Genomic DNA, 19,686 nt, shown 5'->3' with positions numbered 1-19,686 from the left:
GTGAGCACGCTCCGGAATCGGCGTGGCGGACATCCGGACAGTCTCCCCGCCGGGCCAATCCATGATTCTCCGCCTATGGGCGGGACCACCGCACCGGCCGGTCCGGGACACCCGGGACCGCAGCCGGACAGCACAACCGGTCGCCGAGCCAGACAGGCCGACGCCCGCTCCAGGGAAGGACCCTTCGTGAGCGACACCACCGATCTGATGGGCGTGACTGCCGACGAGAACGTCGGCGCAGCCTCCGCGCCCGCCACGGACGCTCCTGCCGCGCCTGCCACCGGTGCTGCCACTGGTGCTCCGAGGCGACGCCGCTCCGGCACCGGCCTCGAGGGCATGGTCCTGGCCGAGCTGCAGCAGGTTGCCTCCGCGCTCGGCATCAAGGGCACCGCGCGGATGCGCAAGAGCCAACTCATCGAGGTCATCAAGGAGAAGCAGGCGGGCGGCGCCGCCCCCGCCAAGGACTCCGCGGACCAGGCCGCGTCCTCCGCCGACGCCGCCCCCGCCAAGCCGCGCCGCCGCGCCACCTCCAAGGCCCGTACGGGCGAGGAGGGCGCCGGAGCCGAGGCCGCGGACCGCGCCGAGGGCAAGACCGGCCCCCAGCAGCAGATCGACATCCCCGGCCAGCCGGCCAGTGACGAGCCGCCGCAGGGCGGCGAGCGCCGCCGGCGCCGCGCGACCGCGCAGGCCGGCAGCCCCGAGGAGACCGCCGCCGACACCTCCGGCGGAGCCCAGGAGGGCGACCGGAGCCGCGCCGAGACCCGCACCGCCCCGCAGGGCGGGGAGCGGCAGGACGGCGCCGGAGCCGAGGGCCGCGGCGGCAAGGGCGGCGACCGCGACCGCCAGGGCGGTGGCCAGGGCGGCGACCGCCAGGGCGGCCAGAAGGGCGACCGCCGTGACCGCGGGGACAACCGCGGCGAGCGGGGCGACCGCGGCAACAACCGCCGCAACAAGAACGACGACGGCGGCGGCCAGGGCGGCAACCGCCAGCGCGACCAGCGCGGCGGCCAGCAGCAGCGCGACGACGACGGCGACGACTTCGAGGGCGGCCGCCGCGGCCGCCGCGGGCGCTACCGCGACCGCCGGGGCCGCCGCGGGCGCGAGGAGTTCGGCGGCGAGCCGCAGGTCTCCGAGGACGATGTCCTGATCCCCGTCGCGGGCATCCTCGACATCCTCGACAACTACGCGTTCATCCGGACCTCCGGCTACCTGCCGGGCCCGAACGACGTCTACGTCTCCCTCGCCCAGGTCCGCAAGAACGGCCTGCGCAAGGGCGACCACGTCACCGGCGCGGTCCGCCAGCCCCGCGAGGGCGAGCGCCGCGAGAAGTTCAACGCCCTGGTGCGGCTGGACTCGGTGAACGGCATGGCGCCCGAGACCGGCCGCGGCCGCCCGGAATTCGGCAAGCTCACCCCGCTCTACCCGCAGGACCGGCTCCGTCTGGAGACCGAGCCGAACCTGATGACGACCCGGATCATCGATTTGGTCGCACCGATCGGCAAGGGCCAGCGCGGTCTGATCGTGGCCCCGCCGAAGACCGGCAAGACCATGATCATGCAGGCGATCGCCAACGCGATCACCCGCAACAACCCCGAGTGCCACCTGATGGTCGTCCTCGTCGACGAGCGTCCGGAAGAGGTCACCGACATGCAGCGGTCGGTGAAGGGCGAGGTCATCTCCTCGACCTTCGACCGCCCCGCCGAGGACCACACCACCGTCGCCGAGCTGGCCATCGAGCGGGCCAAGCGCCTGGTCGAGCTGGGTCACGACGTGGTCGTCCTGCTGGACTCGATCACCCGCCTCGGCCGCGCGTACAACCTCGCGGCCCCGGCCTCCGGCCGGATCCTCTCCGGTGGTGTCGACTCCACCGCGCTGTACCCGCCGAAGCGCTTCTTCGGCGCCGCGCGGAACATCGAGGACGGCGGCTCGCTGACCATCCTGGCCACCGCGCTGGTCGACACCGGCTCGCGGATGGACGAGGTGATCTTCGAGGAGTTCAAGGGCACCGGCAACCTGGAGCTCAAGCTCGACCGCCGGCTCTCCGACAAGCGGATCTTCCCCTCGGTGGACGTCGACGCGTCCGGTACCCGCAAGGAGGAGATCCTGCTCGGCAGCGACGAGCTCGCGATCACCTGGAAGCTCCGCCGGGTGCTGCACGCCCTGGACTCCCAGCAGGCCATCGAGCTGCTCCTGGACAAGCTCAAGGAGACCAAGAGCAACGCGGAGTTCCTGCTCCAGATCCAGAAGACCACCCCGGCACCGGGCAACGGCAACGACTGACCCGGCCGCCGCGGGAGACCACGGCAGCCGGAAGGGGGCTCCACCGCCACGGCGGGGGAGCCCCCTCGCCGCGTACCGGGGGGTGGCCGGGCACCGGAGAGGGGCCCGGCCGCGCGGGGGAGCGGCGCCGGGGGTCTGAGGGCTCCAAATGGGGGTAACCGGACAGCGACAACGTGGGGAGCACATGGCGGACGAAGCGAGGAACGGGGAGAGCGGGGCATCCGGTACCGGCGACCGGGGCACCGCCCGCCGCCGAGCACTGAAAATCACCGCCTGGGTGCTCTCCGCGGTCGTGCTGCTGGGCGGCGCCGGCCTCGGCTACGTCTGGGCGAAGCTCGACGGCAACCTCCGCGACATCGACATCGACGCCGCCCTCGGCACCGACCGGCCCGAGGACCTCGACAACGGCTCGACGGACATCCTGGTGCTCGGCTCCGACTCCCGCAAAGGCGCCAACAAGAAGTACGGCAGCGCCGGCGAGAGCGGCTCCCGCTCCGACACGGCGATGATCGTCCACATCCACGAGGGCCGCCGCGAGGCCACCGTCGTCAGCATCCCCCGGGACACCCTGGTGCGGCGCCCCGCCTGCGACCGCAAGGACGGCGAGGGGACGCATCCGCCCGCCCGGCGCGCGATGTTCAACGAGGCGTACAAGATCGGCGGGCCGGCCTGCGCCGTCAAGACCGCCGAGGCCGTCTCCGGCATCCGGATGGACCACTATCTGGAGATCGACTTCACCGGCTTCAAGAAGCTCGTCGACGAACTCGGCGGCGTGGAGCTCACCACCAAGGAGCGGATCGAGGACAAGAAGAGCCGGCTCGACCTGCCCCCCGGCACCCACGTCCTCGACGGCGAGCAGGCCCTCGGCCTGGTCCGCACCCGGCACGCCATCGGCAACGGCAGCGACCTCGGCCGGATACACCTCCAGCAGGCCTTCCTCAAGGCCCTGCTCGACCAGGTGGGGGAGATCGGCCTCTTCAGCGACCCGGGCAAGCTCTACGGCGTCGCCGACACCGCCACCCAGGCCCTCACCACGGACACCGGGCTGTCCGGGGTGAAGAAGCTGCTGGACTTCTCCCGGAGCATGCGGGAGATCGGCTCCGAGGACCTGAAGATGATCACCCTGCCGGTGGAGTACGACCCGGAGGACGGCAACCGCGTGGTGCCGCTGAAGGACAAGACCCGCACCGTCTGGGACGCCCTCCGCCAGGACCGGCCCGTCCCGGCCTCCGCCACCGAGGGCTCCGCCGGGGACCAGGCCCGCGAGGACTCCGACGAGGTCCTCGGCGGCTCCTGAGGGCCCGGGGCCGGGCGGCCCGCCCCGGGCGGCCCCGGGCGGGCGGGGCGGGGAATAGAACGGCCCCGCCCCCGGTTTTGGGAGATGCGCCCGGTCCTGGCAGACTGGTGCGTCGGCCCCGGTTCACGTACGGGCGGTTACCCCACCTCGTCCGCCATCGGGCAGGCGGGGCCCGGACGACCCGGTGCCCTCCCGAACCTTAGGAGCATCCCTTGAAGCGCGACATCCACCCCGAGTACGTCGAGACCCAGGTGAGCTGCACCTGCGGAGCCTCGTTCACCACGCGCAGCACCGTCAAGGAAGGCGCCATCCGCGCCGACGTGTGCTCCGAGTGCCACCCGTTCTACACGGGCAAGCAGAAGATCCTCGACACGGGTGGCCGCGTGGCCCGCTTCGAGGCCCGCTTCGGCAAGAACGCCGGGTCCGCCAAGAAGTAGCGACCCCACGGCGCCGGACTCCGGCCGCCCCTCCAGCCAGGGGCGGCCGGACCGGCGCTTTGTCGTCCACCGGGCCCTCCCGGCCATCCGCACCCCCCCACGGGCAGCCCCGCCCGTCCCACCCCACTTCCGAGGAAACGAATCCCGATGTTCGAGGCGGTCGAAGAACTGATCGGCGAGCACGCCGATCTCGAGAAACGGCTCGCCGACCCCACGGTCCACGCCGACCAGCGCGAGGCGACCCGGCTCAACAAGCGCTACGCCGAGCTGACGCCGGTCATCGCCGCGTACCGCTCCTGGAGGAGCACCGGCGACGACATCGAGGCGGCGCGCGAACTCGCGCTGGACGACCCCGACTTCGCGGACGAGGTCAAGGAGCTGGAGATCCGGCGCGAGGAGCTCACCGAGCGGCTGCGGCTGCTGCTCGTCCCGCGCGACCCCAGCGACGACAAGGACGTGATCCTGGAGGTCAAGGCGGGGGAGGGCGGCGAGGAGTCGGCCCTGTTCGCCGGCGACCTGCTGCGGATGTACCTGCGCTACGCCGAGCGCGCCGGCTGGAAGACCGAGATCCTGGAGGCCAACGAGTCCGACCTCGGCGGCTACAAGGACGTCCAGGTCGCCGTGAAGACCAAGGGCGGGAACGGCGCCACCGAGCCCGGCCAGGGCGTCTGGGCGCGGCTGAAGTACGAGGGCGGGGTGCACCGCGTGCAGCGCGTCCCGGCCACCGAGTCGCAGGGCCGCATCCACACCTCCGCCGCCGGTGTTCTCGTCACGCCCGAGGCCGAGGAGGTCGAGGTCGAGATCGGCCCCAACGACCTGCGGATCGACGTCTACCGCTCCTCGGGCCCCGGCGGCCAGTCCGTCAACACCACCGACTCCGCGGTGCGCATCACCCACCTGCCCACCGGCATCGTCGTCTCCTGCCAGAACGAGAAGAGCCAGCTCCAGAACAAGGAGCAGGCGCTGCGCATCCTCCGCTCCCGGCTGCTGGCCGCCGCGCAGGAGGAGGCGGAGCGGGAGGCGTCGGACGCCCGGCGCAGCCAGGTCCGCACCGTCGACCGCTCCGAGCGCATCCGCACCTACAACTACCCGGAGAACCGCATCTCCGACCACCGCGTCGGCTTCAAGGCGTACAACCTGGACCAGGTGCTCGACGGAGACCTGGACCCGGTCATCCAGGCCTGCGTGGACGCCGACTCGGCGGCCAAGCTGGCCGCCGCCCAGTAGACCCGGACGTCCGCCACCCAGGGACGAACCGAAGCCCGCACCGCCGGACCGGCTGGAGGAACAGCGTGCCGCCCTCTTCCGGGGGACGACCCCCGTACCCGCCCGCTGCCGGCGGGCGCCCCGCGCGCCCCCGGTCGCTGCTGCTCGCCGAGGTGGCCCAGGCCACCCAGCGGCTGGCCGACGCCGGCGTGCCCTCACCGCGCTTCGACGCCGAGGAACTCGCCGCCTTCGTGCACAACGTCAAGCGGAGCGAGCTGCACACCGTCGCCGACGCGGACTTCGACGCCCGCTACTGGGAGGCCGTCGCCCGCCGCGAGGCCCGCGAGCCGCTCCAGCACATCACCGGCCGCGCCTTCTTCCGCTACCTGGAACTCCAGGTCGGGCCGGGGGTGTTCGTGCCCCGCCCGGAGACCGAGTCGGTCGTCGGCTGGGCCATAGACGCCGTACGCGCCATGGACGTGGCCGAACCCCTGATCGTGGACCTCTGCTCCGGCTCCGGCGCCATCGCGCTGGCCCTCGCGCAGGAGGTGCCGCGCTCCCGGGTGCACGCCGTGGAGCTGGACGAGGGCGCGCTGCGCTGGGCCCGCAGGAATGTCGAGGGCTCCCGCGTCACCCTGCACCAGGGCAACGCCTTCGACGCCCTCCCCGAACTCGACGGCCAGGTGGACCTCGTCGTCTCCAACCCGCCGTACATCCCGCTCACCGAGTGGGAGTACGTGGCCCCCGAGGCGCGCGACCACGATCCCGAACTGGCGCTCTTCTCCGGTGAGGACGGCCTCGACACCATCCGCGGCATCGAACGCACCGCGCACCGGCTGCTCCGCCCCGGCGGCGTCGTCGTCGTCGAACACGCCGACACCCAGGGCGGCCAGGTGCCGTGGATCTTCACCGAGGAGCGGGGCTGGGCCGACGCGGCCGACCACCCCGACCTCAACAACCGTCCGCGGTTCGCCACGGCCCGCCGGGCCATGCCATGACCGACACGGCGACCGCTTCCCGCGGAAGCGGCGGCGACACCGGCCGCACCCGTCACACTGACCCCAGCGAGCAGACAGCGCTCCGGCCGAGGGAGGCCCGTTAATGGCACGGCGATACGACTGCACCGACGCGACCGACCGCAAGACCGGGCTGCGCGAGGCCGCGTCCGCCGTCCGCCGCGGCGAACTCGTCGTCCTCCCCACCGACACCGTCTACGGGATCGGCGCGGATGCGTTCAGCTCCGAGGCCGTCGGCGATCTCCTGGAGGCCAAGGGCCGCGGCCGCAACATGCCCTCGCCCGTGCTCGTCGGCTCGCCGAACACCCTGCACGGCCTGGTCACCGACTTCTCGGAGCTGGCCTGGGAGCTCGTCGACGCCTTCTGGCCCGGCGCGCTCACCCTCGTCGCCCGGCACCAGCCCTCGCTCCAGTGGAACCTGGGGGACACCCGCGGCACCGTCGCCGTCCGCATGCCGCTGCACCCGGTCGCCATCGAGCTGCTGACCGAGGTCGGCCCGATGGCCGTCTCCAGCGCCAACCTCACCGGCCACCCCTCGCCGCAGACCTGCGACGCCGCGGAGGAGATGCTCGGCGACTCCGTCTCCGTCTACCTCGACGGCGGGCCGACCCCCGCCGCCGTGGCCTCCTCCATCGTGGACGTCACCGGCAAGGTGCCGGTGCTGCTGCGCGAGGGAGCGCTCTCCGCGGACCAGCTCCGCGAGGTGGTACCCGGCCTCGAGGTGGCGAATTGACGGCGCCCCAGAGGCGTGGCATAGCGGACGGCCTCCCGGGCCGCGTGGGCGGTTTCCCGGGACCACGGCCGGGCGTCTTCTCCGTACCGGACGGAGGCGGGGAGCCCGGCGTCTTCCGCATCCTCCACGTCAGCACCGGCAACGTCTGCCGCTCGCCCATCACCGAGCGGCTGACCCGCCATGCCCTCGCCCACCGGCTCGGCGGCCCCTGCGGCATCATCGTGGAGAGCGCCGGCACCTGGGGGCACGAGGGCGCTCCCATGGAGGCGCACGCGGCGACCGTCCTCACCGACCTCGGCGCGGACCCCGGCGGCTTCACCGGCCGGGAACTCCTCGACGAGCACGTCATCCGCGCCGACCTCGTCCTCACCGCGACCCGCGACCACCGGGCCCAGGTGATCTCCATGGGGCACTCGGCGGGCCTGCGCACCTTCACGCTCAAGGAGTTCACCCGGCTGGTACGGGCCATAGACCCGGCGACGCTGCCCGGCCCCGAGCCCGACGGCGCCGTCGTCGACCGCGCCCGCGCCCTGGTGCGCGCCGCCGCGGCGCTGCGGGGCTGGCTGCTGGCGCCCAGCGCCGAGGCCGACGAGGTGCACGACCCCTACGGTGCGCCGATCACCTTCTTCCGCTCCATCGGCGAGGAGATCCAGCAGGCCCTCGACCCGATGCTCACCGCGCTCACGGGCGTCCCCGCCCCCCGGCCGTAACCGGCCGCCGCTCCCCGGCCCGGTGACGGGCCCCTTCTCCCCTCCTCCCGCTCCGGAACAGCGCCCCACCGGCCGGCCCGCGGGTGACGCGCGTAGACCGCCCACCGGCCGGCCTGCCGTCCTGCTGCGGACATGCGGACATCCGTGAATCCCCGGGTCATTTCCGGGCAGGCGGGTCGGTCGGGGAACCATCCGCGGCGCGCGTACGTCCTTACGGGAACGGCGGTTCCCGGCCGGCGCTCCCGGACCGTGGCCGCCAGGCCCCGGAACGCCCGGCGCGGTGGCCGCCCCGGTGAACCTTGTGAAGAGGCCGTGAGGAACACCGCAGTACGGGGCTCCTGCCGGAGGCTCGTGCACGCGACCGGTGTGCGGCGGCATAGGCTGTGGGGCCTAGATGGCCGGCGAGACCCCTGGGGCAGTTCGTGCGTGAATACCTGCTGACGCTCTGCGTCACCGCCGCGGTCACCTACCTGCTGACCGGGCCGGTGCGGAAGTTCGCGATCGCGGCCGGCGCGATGCCGGAGATCCGCGAGCGTGACGTCCACCGCGAGCCGACGCCCCGGCTGGGCGGGATCGCCATGTTCGGCGGTCTCTGCGCGGGACTGCTGGTGGCCTCGCAGATGTCGAACATCGGTGAGATGTTCGAGCTCTCCAGTGAGCCGCGGGCGCTGCTGGCCGGCGCCGCCCTGATCTGGCTGCTGGGCGTGCTCGACGACAAGTGGGGCGTGGACGCGCTGATCAAGCTGGGCGGCCAGATGATCGCGGCGGGTGTGATGGTCTGGCAGGGCCTCACGATCCTGTGGATCCCGGTGCCGGGCGTCGGCTCGGTGGCTCTCACACCCATGCAGGGCACCCTGCTGACCGTGGCGCTCGTCGTCATCACCATCAACGCGGTGAACTTCGTGGACGGCCTCGACGGGCTGGCCTCGGGCATGGTCTGCATCGCCGCCGCGGCGTTCTTCATGTACGCGTACCGCATGTGGTACGGCTACGGCGTCGAGGCCGCGGCCCCCGCGACGCTCTTCGCCGTCATCCTCATGGGCATGGCCCTGGGCTTCCTGCCGCACAACATGCACCCCGCCCGGATCTTCATGGGCGACTCGGGATCGATGCTGATCGGCCTGGTGCTGGCGGCGGGCGCCATCTCCATCACCGGCCAGGTGGACCCCGACCTGCTCCAGGCGGCCACCGGCTCCGAGAAGGAGGCCGTGAAGTCGACGGTCCCCGTCTACATCCCCGTCGTGCTGCTGCCGCTGAGCATCATCGCGGTGCCGGTCGCCGACCTGGTGCTGGCCGTCGTCCGGCGCACCTGGAACGGGCAGTCGCCGTTCGCGGCCGACCGCGGCCATCTGCACCACCGGCTGCTGGAGATCGGCCACTCGCACAGCCGGGCGGTGCTGATCATGTACTTCTGGTCGGCGCTGATCGGCTTCTCCGCGGTCGCCTACTCGGTCAACTCCGCCAGTGTGTGGGTGGTGCTGGCGCTGGCCATGTTCAGTGCCGTCGGTCTCTTCATCCTGCTGCTGCCCCGCTTCACCCCGCGGGTGCCGCGCTGGGCGCAGGCGCTCGTGCCGCCCCGCTACCGCAACAAGGGGCGCCCGGCCGAGCCGGCGGACGAGGCGGACGAGGCGGGGCCGTCGCCGGCCTCCCCGGCGGCCGGTGCGGCGGGCGCGGAGCGGTCCGGTACGGTGGCGCGGGCCAACGGTGCGACAGCCGTCGGCGCCCGCGGCGGCCACCGCGTCCCGCAGCGCAGCAAGGCCGGCAGCCGGGGCTGAACCGGAGGTTCCGCGGACTTCCGCGGGCCGTCCGCCCACGGCCGGCACCGGACGGTGCGGACTTTGCCGGCTCGTGAGAATTCCCCCCGCGGGGGACTCGTTCGGGTGCACCCCGATGACCTGCGGATTAGCCCGTCCGTGTGACAGTCGGCACACCAAGTGAGTAAAGACCTCATCAAATAGTTTGTGATACCGTTCACGAAGACCCGGAAGCGGGGTCGGTGACCGCAGTGCGACGGGTCGCCGGCCCGGAGGTGGCACCTCAGCCGGGCCTTACGCTCGTCCTCGACGATGTCTCGACCCCCACTCCACGGAGCTGCCCTCCATGCAGTCGAACGACGCCCGAATGCTCCTGCACACGGCGGGGCCCACCGCCGCCGTCGGTGTGGTCGCCGTCGCCGCGGCCGCGGCGCTCGCCGGTGGCAAGGGCGCCCTCGGCGCGGTCTTCGGCACGGCGGTGGTGATCCTCTTCATGGGGATCGGCATCTTCGTGCTCCAGCACACGGGGCGCCAGTACCCGCAGCTGTTCCAGGCCATGGGCCTGATGCTCTACACCACCCAGCTGCTGCTGCTCTTCGTCTTCGTGGCCGCGTTCAAGAACACCACGCTCTTCGACCACAAGGCTTTCGCGGCCTCGCTGGTGGCGGCCACCCTCGTCTGGGTCGCGGCGCAGGCCCGCGCGCACATGAAGGCGAAGATCCTGTACGTCGATCCCGAGCAGGCCGGGCGGAGCGAGCCCGGCGCCCGGGGGTCGGCCGCGTGATGACAGGGGGCGCGTCAAGAACGCGTAAGCGGGCCTGCTATCGTCCGGTTCCAACTGCGGCACAGCGCGAGCGGCCGGCCGGGCTCCCCGATTCCACGGGACGGAACCGGCGGTCCCCGCGGCTGACGCCCCGTCGGCCACACGGCTCCGCGCCGGCCGGCCGCCCCCAAACCCGTAACACCAGTCCAGTGCCGAACCGCGGCTCCGTGCCGCGCCGACACAACGAGGTTGCCGTACCTATGCGCCACGCTGAAGGAGCTCGCGGTGAGTGCTGACCCGACAACGGTGCTCGCGTTCGAGACCGATTGCCACATCTTCTCCGGGTGCGGCTTCCCGGCCCCCAGCCTGTGGTCGTTCATCTTCGAGCCGATCGTCGGCGACAGGCACTCCGACTTCTACTTCAACAAGCCGATGCTGCTGGCGCTGCTCAGCACCATTGTGGTCGTCGGCTTCTTCTGGATGGCGTTCGCGAAGCCGAAGGTCGTGCCCGGCAAGCTCCAGATGGTCGGCGAAGCCGGCCTGGACTTCGTCCGGAACGGCATCGTCTACCAGACGATGGGCAAGAAGGACGGCGAGAAGTACGTCCCGCTCATGGTCTCGCTGTTCTTCTTCGTATGGATCATGAACCTCTGGTCCATCATCCCGCTGGCCCAGTTCCCGGTGACCTCGATCATCGCGTACCCGGCCGTCCTGGCGGCGATCGTCTATATCCTCTGGATCTCGCTGACCTTCAAGAAGCACGGCTTCGTCGGCTTCTTCAAGAACGTCACCGGCTACGACAAGTCGCTGGGCGCCGTGCTGCCGCTGGCCATGACCATCGAGTTCTTCTCGAACCTGCTGGTCCGCCCGTTCACCCACGCGGTCCGGCTCTTCGCGAACATGTTCGCCGGTCACACCCTGCTGGTGCTCTTCACCATCGCCAGCTGGTACCTGCTGAACGGGATCGGCATCGCCTACGCCGGTGTCTCGTTCCTCATGGTCCTCGTGATGACCGTCTTCGAGCTCTTCATCCAGGCCGTCCAGGCGTACGTCTTCGTCCTGCTGGCGTGCGTCTACGTCCAGGGCGCGCTCGCCGAGCACCACTGAGCAGCCCAGCCTCCCCGCCCATAGATGTCCGGTGGCCAACCCCCACCGGCTTGTGAAAGAGAAGGAAGAAACAGCATGTCCGCTGTGGAGAACCTCGCCGCCGTCTCCGGCTCCCTCGGCTCCATCGGCTACGGCCTCGCGGCCATCGGCCCCGGCGTCGGCGTCGGCATCATCTTCGGTAACGGCACCCAGGCGCTCGCCCGCCAGCCCGAGGCGGCCGGTCTCATCCGTGCCAACCAGATCCTCGGCTTCGCGTTCTGTGAGGCGCTGGCCCTGATCGGCCTCGTCATGCCGTTCGTGTTCGGTACCTGATCTGAGCTCACCGACACCACTTTTCGACGAAAGGCACTGATGTGAACGTTCTGGTTCACCTGGCGGCGGAGGAGCCTCAGAGCCCTCTGATCCCGCCGATCCCAGAGCTCGTCATCGGCCTGATCGCGTTCGCCATCGTCTTCGGCGTGCTCGCCAAGAAGCTCCTCCCGACCATCAACAAGGTTCTGGAAGAGCGCCGCGAGGCCATCGAAGGCGGCATCGAGAAGGCCGAGGCGGCCCAGACCGAGGCGCAGGACGTGCTGGAGCAGTACAAGGCCCAGCTCGCCGAAGCCCGGCACGAGGCGGCGCGGCTGCGCCAGGAGGCCCAGGAGCAGGGCGCCGCGCTCATCGCCGAGATGCGCGCGGAGGGCCAGCGGCAGCGCGAGGAGATCATCGCCGCCGGTCACACCCAGATCGAGGCCGACCGCAAGCAGGCCGCGCAGGCGCTGCGCCAGGACGTGGGCACGCTCGCCACGACCCTGGCCGGCAAGCTCGTCGGCGAGTCCCTCGAGGACCACGCCCGGCAGAGCCGCGTCATCGACCGCTTCCTGGACGAGCTGGAGACCAAGGCGGCGACGAAGGCCGAGGCCGGCCGATGAACGGAGCGAGCCGCGAGGCACTGGCTGCCGCACGCGAGCGTCTCGACGCGCTCACGGACAACACGTCCGTGGACGCGGCGAAGCTCGCCGAGGAGCTGGCCGCCGTCACGGGCCTGCTCGACCGCGAGGTGTCGCTGCGTCGGGTCCTCACCGACCCGGCGCAGGCCGGCGAGGCCAAGGCCGAACTGGCCGGGCGCCTGCTGGCGGGCCAGGTCGGCGGCGAGACCGCCGACCTCGTCACCGGCATGGTCCGCTCCCGCTGGTCGCGCTCGCGCGACCTGGTGGACGCGATCGAGGAGCTGGCGAGCACCGCCGAGCTCATCGCCGCGCAGCGGTCCGGCGCGCTGGACGACGTGGAGGACGAGCTGTTCCGGTTCGGCCGGATCGTCGCCTCCAGCCCCGAGCTGCGCGCGGCACTCGCCGAGCGCGGCACCGAGGCACCGGCCAAGGCCGAGCTGCTCCGCCGGCTGCTGGGAGGCCGGGCCAACCCGGTCACCGAGCGGCTGGTGACGCGACTCGTGACGCGGCCGCGGGGACGTAGCCTGGACGGTGGGCTGGACGCGCTGTCCAAGCTGGCCGCGGACCGCCGTGACCGCCTGGTCGCGGTCGTCACCTCGGCGGTGCCGCTCAGCGACGAGCAGAAGCGGCGCCTCGGCGACGGGCTGGCCCGGCTGTACGGCCGGCAGATGCACCTCAACCTCGACGTGGACCCCGGGGTCCTCGGCGGGATCCAGGTGCGGATCGGTGACGAGGTCATCAACGGCACCATCGCCGACCGCCTCGACGAGGTGTCGCGGCGGATGGCCGGCTGAGCAGGCCACCAACTCAACAAGCATGACAGCGGCCCGGGTTGGGCCGTGCAGAGTCCTCTGGGGGCACAACCCCAGACCCCCAAAGACTTCGGGCCCAACAAGGAGAGCAGGGAACCCAGATGGCGGAGCTCACGATCCGGCCGGAGGAGATCCGGGACGCGCTGGAGAACTTTGTCCAGGCGTACAAGCCGGACGCGGCCTCGCGCGAGGAGGTCGGTACGGTAAGCGTTGCCGGCGACGGCATCGCGAAGGTCGAGGGGCTGCCCTCGGCCATGGCGAACGAGCTGCTCAGGTTCGAGGACGGCACCCTCGGTCTCGCCCTCAACCTGGAAGAGCGCGAGATCGGCGCGATCGTGCTCGGCGAGTTCAGCGGCATCGAGGAGGGCCAGCCGGTGCAGCGCACCGGTGAGGTGCTCTCCGTCGCGGTCGGCGAGGGCTACCTCGGCCGCGTCGTCGACCCGCTGGGCAACCCGATCGACGGCCTCGGCGAGATCGCGACCGAGGGCCGCCGCGCCCTCGAGCTGCAGGCCCCCGGCGTCATGGCGCGCAAGTCGGTGCACGAGCCGATGGAGACCGGCCTCAAGGCCGTCGACGCGATGACCCCGATCGGCCGCGGCCAGCGTCAGCTGATCATCGGCGACCGCCAGACCGGCAAGACCGCGCTGGCCGTCGACACGATCATCAACCAGCGCGACAACTGGCGCTCGGGCGACCCGGACAAGCAGGTCCGCTGCATCTACGTCGCCGTCGGCCAGAAGGGCTCCACCATCGCGTCCGTGCGCGGCGCGCTGGAGGAGGCCGGTGCCCTGGAGTACACGACGATCGTCGCGGCCCCGGCGTCCGACCCGGCCGGCTTCAAGTACCTCGCCCCGTACACCGGCTCGGCCATCGGGCAGCACTGGATGTACCAGGGCAAGCACGTCCTGATCGTCTTCGACGACCTGTCCAAGCAGGCCGACGCCTACCGCGCCGTCTCCCTGCTGCTGCGCCGCCCGCCGGGCCGTGAGGCCTACCCGGGTGACGTCTTCTACCTGCACTCCCGGCTGCTGGAGCGCTGCGCCAAGCTCTCCGACGAGCTGGGCAAGGGCTCGATGACGGGGCTCCCGATCGTCGAGACCAAGGCGAACGACGTCTCGGCGTTCATCCCGACCAACGTCATCTCCATCACCGACGGCCAGTGCTTCCTGGAGTCCGACCTCTTCAACGCGGGCCAGCGGCCGGCGCTGAACGTCGGTATCTCGGTCTCCCGTGTCGGTGGCTCCGCCCAGCACAAGGCGATGAAGCAGGTCTCCGGCCGGCTCCGCGTGGACCTCGCCCAGTTCCGTGAGCTGGAGGCGTTCGCCGCCTTCGGTTCCGACCTGGACGCGGCCTCCAAGGCCTCCCTGGAGCGCGGCAAGCGCATGGTGGAACTGCTGAAGCAGGGCCAGTACGCGCCGTTCTCCACGGAGAACCAGGTCGTCTCCATCTGGGCCGGCACCACCGGCAAGATGGACGACGTGCCGGTCGAGGACATCCGCCGCTTCGAGAGCGAGCTGCTGGACTACCTCCACCGCGAGCACAAGGGCCTGATGACGAGCATCCGCGAGGGCGGCAAGATGTCGGACGACACCCTGCAGGCGCTCGCCGACGCCATCGCCTCCTTCAAGCGGCAGTTCGAGACCTCGGACGGCAAGCTGCTGGGTGAGGGCTGAGCATGGGTGCCCAGATCCGGGTCTACAAGCGCCGTATCAAGTCGGTCACCGCGACGAAGAAGATCACCAAGGCGATGGAGATGATCGCGGCCTCGCGCATCATCAAGGCCCAGCGCCAGGTGGAGTCCTCTTCGCCGTACGCGCGGGAGCTCACCCGCGCGGTGGCGGCGGTGGCCACCGGCTCGAACACCCAGCACCCGCTGACCACCGAGACGGAGCGGCCCGTCCGGGCCGCGGTCCTGCTCGTCACGAGCGACCGCGGACTGGCCGGCGGCTACTCCTCCAACGCCATCAAGGCGGCGGAGACGCTCCGGGAGAAGCTCGTCGCGGAGGGCAAGGAGGTCGTCCAGTACGTCGTCGGCCGTAAGGGCGTGGCCTACTACACGTTCCGGGAGCGGAAGCTCGCGGACTCGTGGACCGGCTTCACCGACAGCCCGTCGTACGCGGACGCCAAGGCCGTCGCGGCCCCGCTGATCGAGGCGGCCGTCCAGGACACCGCCGAGGGCGGCGTGGACGAACTGCACATCGTCTTCACGGAGTTCGTGTCGATGATGACGCAGTCGCCGGTCGAGAAGCGGCTGCTGCCGCTCAGCCTCGCCGAGGCGGGCGCGGCGGAGCAGGGGGCGAAGGCGGAGATCCTTCCGCTGTTCGACTTCGAGCCCTCCGCCGAGGAAGTCCTCGACGCCCTGCTGCCGCGGTACGTCGAGAGCCGCATCTTCAACGCCCTGCTGCAGTCGGCCGCCTCCGAGCACGCCGCCCGCCGCCGCGCGATGAAGTCGGCCACCGACAACGCCGAAGAGCTCATCAAGTCGCTGACGCGGCTTGCCAACGCGGCCCGCCAGGCCGACATCACCCAGGAAATCAGCGAGATCGTCGGTGGCGCTGGCGCCCTGGCCGACGCGAACGCGGGGAGTGACTGACAACTATGACCACCACTGTTGAGCCGACCGCTCCGGTCGGCGTGGCCGCCGGCCGCGTCGCACGGGTCATCGGCCCGGTCGTCGACGTGGAGTTCCCCGTCGACGCGATGCCGGAGATCTACAACGCCCTGACCGTCCAGGTCGCGGACCCGGCCCAGGACGGCGCCCTCAAGACGCTGACCCTGGAAGTCGCCCAGCACCTGGGTGAGGGCGTGATCCGTGCCATCTCCATGCAGCCCACCGACGGCCTCGTCCGCCGGGCCCCCGTGACCGACACCGGCAAGGGCATCACCGTCCCGGTCGGCGACGTCACCAAGGGCCGGGTGTTCAACACCCTCGGCGAGATCCTGAACGAGCCGGAGGCCGAGTCCGAGGTCACCGAGCGCTGGCCGATCCACCGCCAGGCCCCCGCCTTCGACCAGCTCGAGTCCAAGACCGAGATGTTCGAGACCGGCCTGAAGGTCGTCGACCTGCTGACCCCGTACGTCAAGGGCGGCAAGATCGGTCTGTTCGGCGGCGCCGGCGTCGGCAAGACCGTGCTCATCCAGGAAATGATCATGCGTGTGGCCAAGCTGCACGAGGGCGTTTCCGTGTTCGCCGGTGTCGGCGAGCGCACCCGTGAGGGCAACGACCTGATCGAGGAGATGGCCGAGTCCGGCGTTCTCCCGCAGACCGCCCTCGTCTTCGGCCAGATGGACGAGCCCCCGGGCACCCGTCTCCGGGTCGCCCTGGCCGGTCTGACCATGGCGGAGTACTTCCGCGATGTGCAGAAGCAGGACGTGCTGTTCTTCATCGACAACATCTTCCGCTTCACCCAGGCCGGTTCCGAGGTCTCCACGCTGCTCGGCCGGATGCCCTCCGCGGTGGGCTACCAGCCGAACCTCGCGGACGAGATGGGCCTCCTCCAGGAGCGCATCACCTCGACCCGCGGCCACTCGATCACCTCGATGCAGGCGATCTACGTGCCCGCGGACGACCTGACCGACCCGGCCCCGGCGACGACCTTCGCGCACCTCGACGCGACGACGGTCCTCTCCCGGCCGATCTCGGAGAAGGGCATCTACCCGGCGGTGGACCCGCTGGACTCGACGTCCCGCATCCTGGACCCGCGCTACATCTCGCAGGACCACTACGACTGCGCCTCCCGCGTCAAGGGGATCCTGCAGAAGTACAAGGACCTCCAGGACATCATCGCCATTCTCGGTATCGACGAGCTCGGCGAGGAGGACAAGCTGGTCGTCCACCGCGCCCGCCGTATCGAGCGCTTCCTGTCGCAGAACACCCACGCGGCGAAGCAGTTCACCGGTCTCGACGGATCGGACGTTCCGCTGGACGAGTCGATCGCCGCGTTCAACGCGATCGCCGACGGCGAGTACGACCACTTCCCCGAGCAGGCGTTCTTCATGTGCGGTGGCCTGGACGACCTGAAGGCCAAGGCCAAGGAGCTGGGCGTCTCCTGACCCCCGTCCGGTGTCCGGGGGCGGGCCCGTCCCGCCCCCGGATCCACGCCCGTTATTCTGTGAAGCCCGGACATTCCTACCCCCAGACCTTCTGGACACCTGTCACGGCAGGTGGAGACCCGAGGAGCCACGTTGGCTGCTGAGCTGCACGTCGAGCTGGTCGCCGCGGACCGCAGTGTCTGGTCCGGCGAGGCCACCCTGGTCGTCGCACGCACCACATCGGGTGACATCGGCGTCATGCCCGGCCACCAGCCGCTGCTCGGTGTGCTGGAGACCGGCCCGGTGACCATCCGTACGACCGACGGCGGTACGGTGCTCGCCGCCGTCCACGGCGGTTTCATCTCCTTCGCCGACAACAAGCTGTCGCTGCTCGCGGAGATCGCCGAGCTGGCCGAGGAGATCGACACCGCCCGGGCCGAGCGGGCCCTGGAACGAGCCAAGTCGGAATCCGACGCCGCCGCCGAGCGGCGCGCGGAGATCCGGCTGGTCGCGGCCGCGAGCAAGCGCTGAGACGGTCACGACACGCACGATGAGCACAGCCGCGGACCACTCCGGGAACCTCCGGGGCAGTCCGCGGCTGTTGCGATACATGACGTCATACTGGTCGGGTACGTGAGGCGAGGAGGTCGGTGGAGATGGTCCTCGCTCTTGTGCTGAGCGGCGCGGTCGTCGCGCTGGTGCTGTTGGGGCTCTTCGTCTTCGGTCTGCGGCGCAGACTGATCCAGCGCTCCGGCGGCACCTTCGACTGCAGCCTGCGCTGGGACGTACCCGAGGGGGAGCCCGAGCCCAGCGGCAAGGGCTGGATCTACGGAGTCGCCCGCTACAGCGGCGACCGGATCGAGTGGTTCCGGGTGTTCTCCTACGCGCCCCGGCCCCGCCGGGTCCTGGAGCGCTCCGCGATCGAGGTGGTGGCGCGCCGCACCCCGCAGGGCGAGGAGGAGCTGGCCCTGCTCTCCGACGCCGTCGTCCTCGGCTGCACGCACCGCGACACCCGCCTGGAACTGGCGATGAGCGAGGACGCCCTGACCGGCTTCCTCGCCTGGCTCGAAGCCGCCCCACCGGGGCAACGAGTCAATGTGGCCTGAAGAAGGGCGTCTCGTTGGTTGGGGGTGCCCCCGGACGGAGTCTGGGGGAGGGTGAACGTGGCCTAGAGAGCGGGGCCCCGCCGGACGCGGTCCGGTGGGGCCCCGCTCCGTTGTGCGTGTACGGGAGAACCGGGGAGGCGGCGGGCGGCACCGTCTCCCCGGTCGCCGGGTGCGGGGCGGTGACGGCCCCGCGTCCGCCTGCTACCGCAGGCCGCGGTCGATCGCGGCGATCAGCTCGCCGTCGGCGGTGTCACCACTGGTCTCCCAGAAGAACGCCCCGCCGAGCCCCCGCTGTTTGGCGTAGGCCATCTTCCCGGCGATGGTGTCCGGGGTGTCGTAGCTCCACCACCGGTCGCCGCAGTGGGCGTAGGCGGTGCCCGCGACGGTGCCGGTGACCGGGCACGCCGTCTTCAGCACCTTGTAGTCCTCGATGCCGGACTCATAGGTGGCCGGCGCCGGGCCGGTCGCGGCGCCACCCGGCTCGCTCTGTGTGACGCCCGTCCAGCCGCGGCCGTAGAAGCCGATGCCGAGCAGCAGTTTTCCGGCGGGGACGCCCTGCTCCGCGAGTTTCCGGACGGCCGCGTCGGCGTTGAAGCCCGCCGCGGGGATGCCCGGGTAGGAGGTGAGCGGGGAGTGCGGGGCGGTCGGGCCGTCGGCGTCCCAGGCGCCGAAGAAGTCGTACGTCATCACGTTGTACCAGTCGGTGTACTGCGCGGCGGCGCCGTAGTCGGTGGCGTCGAGCTTGCCGCCGTCGGAGGCGTCGGCGGTGATGGCGGCGGTCACCAGGTCGTTCCCGAACGCGCCGCGCATGGCCCGCATCATCCTCGTGAAGGCCTGCGGGCCGCTGGAGTCGCACCGCAGCCCGCAGGCGTTGGGGTACTCCCAGTCCAGGTCGATGCCGTCGAAGACGTCCGCCCAGCGCGGGTCCTCGACGAGGTCGCGGCAGGAGCGGGCGAAGCCCTCGGGGTCGGCGGCCGCCTCGGTGAAGCCACCGGACCAGGTCCAGCCGCCGAACGACCAGAGCACCTTGAGGTGCGGGTACCGCTCCTTGAGCTTGCGGAGCTGGTTGAAGTTGCCGCGCAGCGGCTGGTCCCAGGTGTCGGCGCGGCCGTCGACGCTCTGCTCGGCGGTGTACGCCCGGTCGTGGTCGGCGTAGGCGTCGCCGATGGCGCATCTGCCGCCGGTGACGTTGCCGAAGGCGTAGTTGATGTGGGTCAGTTTCGCGGCGGTGCCGGAGGTGACCAGGTCCTTGAGGTGGTGGTTCCGGCCGTAGCCCGCCCAGTTGGTGAAGTAGCCCAGCTTGACGGGGGCCGCGGCGGCGGGGGCCGCCTCCGGGGCGGCCTGGGCGGCGGGGGCGAGGGCGGTGAGGGAGAGCAGGAGGGTGATGAGGACCGCGGCGGCCCGGCGGGGTGCGCGGGGGCGGCGGTGGGGGAGGGGGGAGGTTCCTGAGCGCAAGGCTGCTCCTCAGTTGATCCGTTGGGGGTGGATCCTGCGGCCGCCCGAC

At 71.4% G+C, this 19,686-nt stretch carries 19 protein-coding genes; 18 read left to right on the top strand and 1 reads right to left on the bottom strand.

Features of this window, described 5'->3' with window-relative positions:
- The first annotated feature begins 186 nt into the window (after positions 1–186).
- The 18 genes from rho to LIX60_RS09295 all read left to right on the top strand — a co-directional run bounded on the left by rho (position 187) and on the right by LIX60_RS09295 (position 18,182).
- The gene (gene rho, locus LIX60_RS09380) at positions 187–2,280 is read left to right on the top strand and encodes a transcription termination factor Rho (protein WP_095756850.1); all 2,094 of its coding nucleotides are present in this window, start codon (positions 187–189) and stop codon (positions 2,278–2,280) included.
- Between the two features lie 184 nt (positions 2,281–2,464).
- Positions 2,465–3,577 (top strand): LCP family protein, encoded by a 1,113-nt coding sequence (locus LIX60_RS09375; RefSeq protein WP_227958030.1) that lies wholly within the window; start codon positions 2,465–2,467, stop codon positions 3,575–3,577.
- A gap of 212 nt (positions 3,578–3,789) precedes the next feature.
- Positions 3,790–4,014: a 50S ribosomal protein L31 gene (gene rpmE / locus LIX60_RS09370; RefSeq protein WP_030545799.1), complete on the top strand. Its 225-nt coding sequence runs from the start codon at positions 3,790–3,792 to the stop codon at positions 4,012–4,014.
- A gap of 147 nt (positions 4,015–4,161) precedes the next feature.
- Positions 4,162–5,241, top strand: a complete 1,080-nt coding sequence (gene prfA / locus LIX60_RS09365; RefSeq protein ID WP_019710017.1) for a peptide chain release factor 1 — start codon at positions 4,162–4,164, stop codon at positions 5,239–5,241.
- A gap of 137 nt (positions 5,242–5,378) precedes the next feature.
- The gene (gene prmC, locus LIX60_RS09360) at positions 5,379–6,218 is read left to right on the top strand and encodes a peptide chain release factor N(5)-glutamine methyltransferase (protein ID WP_039822278.1); all 840 of its coding nucleotides are present in this window, start codon (positions 5,379–5,381) and stop codon (positions 6,216–6,218) included.
- Between the two features lie 103 nt (positions 6,219–6,321).
- A complete protein-coding gene (locus tag LIX60_RS09355) occupies positions 6,322–6,969 on the top strand; it encodes an L-threonylcarbamoyladenylate synthase (RefSeq protein WP_227958029.1) in 648 nt (215 codons plus the stop codon).
- Positions 6,970–7,088: 119 nt separating this feature from the next.
- On the top strand, positions 7,089–7,679 hold the full coding sequence (locus LIX60_RS09350; RefSeq protein ID WP_227962685.1) for a protein-tyrosine-phosphatase: 591 nt from the start codon (positions 7,089–7,091) through the stop codon (positions 7,677–7,679).
- Positions 7,680–8,101: 422 nt separating this feature from the next.
- Positions 8,102–9,454: an MraY family glycosyltransferase gene (locus LIX60_RS09345; protein WP_227958028.1), complete on the top strand. Its 1,353-nt coding sequence runs from the start codon at positions 8,102–8,104 to the stop codon at positions 9,452–9,454.
- Positions 9,455–9,779: 325 nt separating this feature from the next.
- On the top strand, positions 9,780–10,217 hold the full coding sequence (locus tag LIX60_RS09340) for a hypothetical protein (protein WP_227958027.1): 438 nt from the start codon (positions 9,780–9,782) through the stop codon (positions 10,215–10,217).
- Between the two features lie 264 nt (positions 10,218–10,481).
- Positions 10,482–11,303: a F0F1 ATP synthase subunit A gene (gene atpB / locus LIX60_RS09335; RefSeq protein WP_227958026.1), complete on the top strand. Its 822-nt coding sequence runs from the start codon at positions 10,482–10,484 to the stop codon at positions 11,301–11,303.
- 75 nt (positions 11,304–11,378) lie between these two features.
- Entirely contained in the window at positions 11,379–11,615 is a 237-nt protein-coding gene (locus tag LIX60_RS09330) for an ATP synthase subunit C (RefSeq protein ID WP_019710010.1), read from the top strand.
- Between the two features lie 41 nt (positions 11,616–11,656).
- Complete coding sequence (locus LIX60_RS09325; protein WP_019710009.1) at positions 11,657–12,214, top strand: F0F1 ATP synthase subunit B; 558 nt, start codon at positions 11,657–11,659, stop codon at positions 12,212–12,214.
- Complete coding sequence (locus tag LIX60_RS09320; RefSeq protein ID WP_227958025.1) at positions 12,211–13,026, top strand: F0F1 ATP synthase subunit delta; 816 nt, start codon at positions 12,211–12,213, stop codon at positions 13,024–13,026. The genes LIX60_RS09325 and LIX60_RS09320 overlap by 4 nt, the downstream gene beginning before the upstream one ends.
- Before the next feature lie 119 nt (positions 13,027–13,145).
- On the top strand, positions 13,146–14,717 hold the full coding sequence (gene atpA, locus LIX60_RS09315; protein WP_030545776.1) for a F0F1 ATP synthase subunit alpha: 1,572 nt from the start codon (positions 13,146–13,148) through the stop codon (positions 14,715–14,717).
- 2 nt (positions 14,718–14,719) lie between these two features.
- Positions 14,720–15,637, top strand: a complete 918-nt coding sequence (locus tag LIX60_RS09310) for a F0F1 ATP synthase subunit gamma (RefSeq protein WP_227958024.1) — start codon at positions 14,720–14,722, stop codon at positions 15,635–15,637.
- Between the two features lie 5 nt (positions 15,638–15,642).
- Positions 15,643–17,097 carry a F0F1 ATP synthase subunit beta gene (gene atpD, locus LIX60_RS09305; protein ID WP_019710005.1) on the top strand — a complete coding sequence of 485 codons (1,455 nt, stop codon included), beginning with the start codon at positions 15,643–15,645 and terminating at the stop codon, positions 17,095–17,097.
- A 132-nt stretch (positions 17,098–17,229) separates the two neighbouring features.
- Complete coding sequence (locus tag LIX60_RS09300; protein ID WP_019710004.1) at positions 17,230–17,607, top strand: F0F1 ATP synthase subunit epsilon; 378 nt, start codon at positions 17,230–17,232, stop codon at positions 17,605–17,607.
- A 125-nt stretch (positions 17,608–17,732) separates the two neighbouring features.
- Positions 17,733–18,182, top strand: a complete 450-nt coding sequence (locus LIX60_RS09295; RefSeq protein ID WP_043459635.1) for a DUF2550 domain-containing protein — start codon at positions 17,733–17,735, stop codon at positions 18,180–18,182.
- 201 nt (positions 18,183–18,383) lie between these two features.
- On the opposite strand, the gene LIX60_RS09290 is transcribed toward LIX60_RS09295, so the two are convergent.
- Positions 18,384–19,637: a glycoside hydrolase family 18 protein gene (locus LIX60_RS09290; RefSeq protein WP_374117832.1), complete on the bottom strand. Its 1,254-nt coding sequence runs from the start codon at positions 19,635–19,637 to the stop codon at positions 18,384–18,386.
- Between the last annotated feature and the right edge of the window lie 49 nt (positions 19,638–19,686).

This window comes from Streptomyces sp. S07_1.15 (assembly GCF_020739505.1).
GTDB classification, from domain to species: Bacteria; Actinomycetota; Actinomycetes; order Streptomycetales; family Streptomycetaceae; genus Streptomyces; species Streptomyces xinghaiensis.
This window is presented reverse-complemented; position numbering and strand designations above follow the sequence as displayed.